Source organism: Bacillus sp. GMs2/2, from assembly GCF_050172095.1.
In the GTDB taxonomy this organism is placed as follows: domain Bacteria; phylum Bacillota; class Bacilli; order Bacillales; family Bacillaceae_G; genus Bacillus_A; species Bacillus_A cereus.
In genome coordinates, this window is sequence record NZ_JBNLYE010000320.1 from 1 (window position 1) to 4537 (window position 4537).

Genomic DNA, 4537 nt, shown 5'->3' on the forward strand with positions numbered 1-4537 from the left:
TAATGCATTCCTCCCGAAACGATTTTGAATTTATTATTTCATAATTCCGATAAGAATACAATGATTTAAATGATCTATTTAACAAAAAATAAAAATAGTAAGAAAAGTGTTGAAATTTACATTCTTTAGTGCCATAATACGAATTACAAATTAATACTTATCCAGAGAGGTGGAGGGAACGGCCCTAAGAAACCTCAGCAACCCCTATGCAATTTTATAGGAAGGTGCTAATTCCGCAGAGGACACGATGTGTTTTTTGAAAGATAAGAGGATTCTTGAACGTGAAAGAAAATGACCTCTTATGTAAGAGGTCATTTTTTTGTTGTATAGAAAGGGAGTGTCGATGCATAATTCATTTTTAAATTAAATATAGAGTAATAAAAGTTGACTAATATGAGAGGGGAATTGTCATGAACAAATTATCAACAAAGTTAGTAGTAGCAATCGGTATTGGAGCAGCATTATACGGGATATTAGGACTTTGGGGATTTTCTATTGCACCGAATACATTTATTAAACCAGCATTAGCTATATTAACTGTTTTTGGAGCATTATTTGGTCCAGTGGCAGGACTGTTAATCGGACTTATCGGTCATACCGTAACAGATACGATTGCTGGATGGGGGATTTGGTGGGGATGGGTTATTAGTTCAGGTATTATTGGTTTTTCAATGGGGCTTATTCAAAAAAGAGTTGGTTTTAGTGTGAAAAACGGGTCATTTAAGAAGGGGGATATTTCTTATTTAGCAATTACTGGGCTAGTTGGTATTGTCATTGCTATTATATTTGCTGGGGCATTCGATATTATTGTGATGGGGGAACCATTTGACAAAATTGTTATACAAGTATTAGGAGCAACAATTTCCGATGTCATCGTTTTCTTAGTACTTGGATTGCCACTTACAATTGGTCTGGCGAAATCCAATAAGAAACATACACATTTAAAAATTGAAAAGTAGGGATGTCAACATGCAACCAATTATTTCGTTTGAACAATTCACCTTTCAATATGGGCATGCTGCGCAGCCTACTTTAAGTGATATTACCTTTCATATATACCCTGGGGAAAAAGTGCTAATTGCTGGACGAAGTGGTTCAGGAAAGTCGACATTAGCTCATTGTATAAATGGGCTAATCCCATTTTCTTACGAAGGGAATAGCACAGGTAACGTTTTAATTGCCGGTAAAGACCCGAGGGAAGGAAGTATTTTTGAACAAAGTAAACAGGTAGGAACAATTTTGCAAGATCAAGATGCTCAATTTATTGGTCTGACAGTAGAAGAAGATGTAGCTTTTTATTTAGAAAATGAATGTGTAAAGCAAGATGACATGAAAAAGATTGTTTCGGACTCATTAAGAAAGGTGAAGATGCATACGTTTCATAAACAAAGTCCACATGAATTATCAGGAGGTCAAAAGCAAACAGTTTCTCTTGCTGGTTTATTAACAACAAATGCGGATATATTATTGTTCGATGAACCGTTAGCTAATTTAGATCCACTAAGCGCCTTACATACGATAGAACTTATGAAAGATATACATGAACAATATAATAAAACGATTGTCATTATCGAACATAGAATAGAAGAAATTTTAAAACTGGATTTAGACAAAATTATATTAATTGATGAAGGTAAAGTCATTGCGATAGGAACACCAAAAGAAATCTTAGCGTCAAATATATTACCACGTATCGGCTTAAGAGAGCCTATTTACATCGAAGCATTAAAGAGATTACATTTTGATAGTAATAATGACGTAATATATCCAATGGAAAACCTTCAAAAAGAAAAGGTAAGCAACGTTATAAAAGAGTGGATGGAGAAACAAGTCATATTAAAAGGGAATACTAAAAACAAGGAATTACTTAAAGTGGAGAATTTATCATTTTCATACTCTAATAAACAAAAAGTATTAGAAAATGTAAACCTTTCAATATATGAAGGAGAAATTGTGGCACTGTTAGGACATAATGGAGCAGGGAAATCAACATTAGCTCATAGTCTTATAGGCATAAACAAAATGAAAAATGGGAAAATCTTGTTAAAAGGTGAAGATATTAGTTCTTGGTCTATTCGTAAACGTGGGGAAATCATATCTTACGTGATGCAAAATCCAAATCATATGATTACACAGCCTACTGTTTTTGAAGAAGTTTCATTTACATTAACATTACATAATTTTTCTAAGGAAGAAATTAAGAATAGAGTAGAAGGAACTTTAAAAATTTGTGGTTTATATCCATTTCGTAATTGGCCAATTCAAGCACTAAGCTATGGGCAAAAGAAGAGATTAACAATCGCATCTGTATTAACAACAAATCCTAAACTTATCATATTAGATGAACCGACAGCGGGACAAGATTATTATCATTATAAACAATTTATGTCGTTTATTAAAAACTTGGCTAAAAAGGGAATTTCATTTGTTTTTATCACTCACGATATGAATCTCGCGCTAGAATATACAGACCGTGCAGTAGTTCTAAATGAAGGGAAAATTATTGCGGATAATACAGTGTTTGATGTATTAGGCGATCAAGAAACGTTACAAAGAGCCAACTTAAGAGAGAGTTCTTTAACCAAGCTTGTTAAATTTAGTGGGATTGCATGTCCAGAAAAATTTATGGAGCTTTATTTAGACAGTAATAGGAGGGAGGAAGGTGCATAGTACATATTTTCATCGTATGGATGGGGTAGTGAAATTGTTTTTATTTATTTTTTGTATGACGCTTACTTTTTTGTTTTTTGATTTTCGGGTGTTGCTAATATTATTTATTATGGGGTGTATCGGACTCAGCGTTGCTAAAATTCCATTTCGTAAAATTTTAATTGTTTTTAGTGTCATATTTACATTTAGTTTATTAAACTCTGTCATGATTTTATTTATTACACCAACTCATGGATCTGAATTAACTGAATCATATACCGCGTTTTTACATGTTGGATATGCAACGATTACATATGAAACATTATTTTATGCAGCTACACTTTCATTAAAGTATTTTACGTTATTACCATTTACACTTCTTTTTATTTACACGACAGATCCAAGCGAATTTGTAAGTAGCTTAAGTAAACTTGGTATTCATTATAAGATTACTTATGCAATAAATATTGCACTACGTTATATTCCTGACATCCAGTCTGAGTATAAAATTATTAAACACGCGCAAGAAGCGAGAGGAGTGGCTTTTGAAAAAGGAGAAGCAAGTTTATGGGTTCGTATGAAGAACCGTGTTTTAATTTTCTGGCCACTAATCATTCATTCTCTAGAAAGAATAGATACGGTTTCAAATGCAATGGATTTAAGAGGATTTGGAAAGAAGGATAAACGTACATGGTTTTATACAAGTAAGGCGAAACGTGAAGATTTCATCGCTTTATTTGCCGGTATTTTCATATTTATTGTTGCGGTATATTTAAAATTAAACGTATTTCAAAACTTTTGGTATCCATTTTAAAGCACTCTTTAAACGAGTGCTTTTACTTATTTTTATGTAGACATGCTCAAAAAAGGGATATATACATAATGTATAATACGAACCAGTTAAAATGATCAACTACCTATTAGTTTTCAAACCAAAAGGAGGAGAAAATATGAGTTACGGTGGTTCTTGTGGTTTTGGTGGAGGTTTCGCTTTATTAGTTGTGTTATTCATTCTATTAATAATTGTAGGATGCAGCTGCTGGGGCGGAGGATACTAATTTTTAATTAGTCTTCACAAATGTAAACTAAAAAAACATTGAAGATACTTATGTATCGAAACAAATAAAAAAGGAGCGACTATGCTCCTTTTTTATTTGTTTTAATGCGTATTCTTACTATATTTCGGGAACGTAATCGTTAAAGTCGTTCCTTTACTAACGATACTTCGGATTTTTAAACTTCCATGCATCGTCTCAATAATCTTAACAGCAACCATTGTACCTAAACCGGTTCCTTTTGTTTTTGTACTAAAATACGGTTCACCGAATCGATGTATTTGCTCCTGTGACATTCCAACTCCGCTATCTTCAATTCGTATTTCAACTTTACTATTATTGATAGATGAGGAAATATTTAAGGTACCACCATTAGGCATCGCTTCAATACTGTTCTTTATTAAGTTTAAAAAACATTGTTGAAAGTGCTGTTTATTACCAACAATGGTTGCCTCAGAAAAATCCTGTGTAATATGTATCGTATTCATATTACACAATGGCAATATCATATTAATAACCCGATTTAACTCTTGTTTTATTGAAATTTGATCTAATTTTTCTGGAGCAGGTTTGGCAAACGTTAAATAATCATCGATAATTTCTTGGGCACGATTTAACTCTTCAAGTATATGTTTAATATATTCGTCTCTTGACTCAGGAGTTAAATTCGGTGTTTTTAAAAGCTGTGTAAATCCTTTTACAACCGTTAAGGGATTCCTTACTTCGTGCGATATACTTGCAGCGAGTTGGCTAACAATCTCCATTTTTTCCATTTTAATTAATTTTGAGCGCATTAATACAGCATCTTTAATAACTTCATTTATATAAACAAT

The 4537-nt window shown here is 32.6% G+C and carries 5 protein-coding genes and 1 riboswitch; of the genes, 4 read left to right on the forward strand and 1 reads right to left on the reverse strand.

What is annotated here, in order from left to right; all coding sequences use genetic code 11:
• Positions 1-154: 154 nt before the first annotated feature.
• Positions 155-270, forward strand: a riboswitch (SAM riboswitch).
• Between the two features lie 140 nt (positions 271-410).
• The 4 genes from ACQGS6_RS23360 to ACQGS6_RS23375 all read left to right on the forward strand — a co-directional run bounded on the left by ACQGS6_RS23360 (position 411) and on the right by ACQGS6_RS23375 (position 3707).
• Positions 411-959, forward strand: coding sequence for an ECF-type riboflavin transporter substrate-binding protein (locus tag ACQGS6_RS23360; RefSeq protein WP_001038208.1), 549 nt, complete (start codon positions 411-413; stop codon positions 957-959).
• A gap of 10 nt (positions 960-969) precedes the next feature.
• On the forward strand, positions 970-2670 hold the full coding sequence (locus tag ACQGS6_RS23365) for an ABC transporter ATP-binding protein (RefSeq protein WP_001182507.1): 1701 nt from the start codon (positions 970-972) through the stop codon (positions 2668-2670).
• Positions 2663-3463: an energy-coupling factor transporter transmembrane component T family protein gene (locus ACQGS6_RS23370; RefSeq protein ID WP_076774994.1), complete on the forward strand. Its 801-nt coding sequence runs from the start codon at positions 2663-2665 to the stop codon at positions 3461-3463. Before ACQGS6_RS23365 ends, ACQGS6_RS23370 begins: the two co-directional genes overlap by 8 nt.
• A 136-nt stretch (positions 3464-3599) precedes the next feature.
• Positions 3600-3707, forward strand: coding sequence for a YjcZ family sporulation protein (locus ACQGS6_RS23375; protein ID WP_000120182.1), 108 nt, complete (start codon positions 3600-3602; stop codon positions 3705-3707).
• 101 nt (positions 3708-3808) lie between these two features.
• On the opposite strand, the gene ACQGS6_RS23380 is transcribed toward ACQGS6_RS23375, so the two are convergent.
• On the reverse strand, positions 3809-4537 hold a 729-nt coding region (locus ACQGS6_RS23380; RefSeq protein WP_426965681.1), incomplete at its 5' end, for an ATP-binding protein.